General features: G+C 54.6%; 1 protein-coding gene. It reads left to right on the top strand.

Features of this window, described 5'->3' with window-relative positions:
* Positions 1-733: IS30 family transposase (locus BVJ53_RS14660; RefSeq protein WP_129302973.1), on the top strand; the 733-nt coding region annotated here is incomplete at its 5' end.
* Positions 734-788: the final 55 nt, after the last annotated feature.

The raw sequence follows: 788 nt of genomic DNA, 5'->3' as shown, positions 1-788 counted from the left end.
CCTACAAAGCATTGATGGGTACTGTCACTTGTTTAAGCGTCTCTATCCCGCCCACGCCTGTCCTTCAACGCCGACCGTTTACCGTTACCTCGACCGCGGCCTCTTGCCTTTGGACAACACGATCCTGCCTGAGAAGCTCCGTCGCCATATCAAACACGCAGGCCGTCACCGCGATCGCCGAAACAAACGCCTTGCAGGAACCTCCATCGAACAGCGGCCGCAAGCGGTGAACGAACGCAAAACCTTTGGGGATTGGGAAGGCGATCTGGTAAAGGGCAAACGTGTCGTCAACGAACCGGCGCTACTCACCCTGACAGAGCGTAAGAGCCGCTATGAGTTGATCTACAAGCTTCCCGATTACCACGCCCAAACCTGCTTGGATGTCCTACAGCGGGTCATCAACTCAAAGGGCGCTAAGTGGTTTCATTCAATCACCTTTGATAACGGCTCTGAGTTTGCCTTGCTCGACCGCGTCAAAGGAACGCAAATCTACTATTGTCATCCTTACACGCCGAGCGAACGCGGCAGTAATGAGAACGCGAATGGCCTCATCCGTGAGCTCATACCCAAGGGCATCTCGCTCCACCACTTCAGTAAGACGTATATTCACGAAGCTCAGAAGGTTCTTAATGGCAGGCTGCGTAAAAGCTTGGGTTACAGGAGTGCTGCCGACGTCTTCCAGCAATTCAGCCAACCACGGCGAACTGTCCAAACACCGGTCGCAACATTTTGACGAAATTTTCCGGGGGTCCTCTCCCCAGGACCCCGGAGGAGAGGCCAACCCAACC

It is taken from the genome of Lacticaseibacillus chiayiensis, assembly GCF_004123795.1.
Taxonomy (GTDB): domain Bacteria; phylum Bacillota; class Bacilli; order Lactobacillales; family Lactobacillaceae; genus Lacticaseibacillus; species Lacticaseibacillus chiayiensis.
This window is presented reverse-complemented; position numbering and strand designations above follow the sequence as displayed.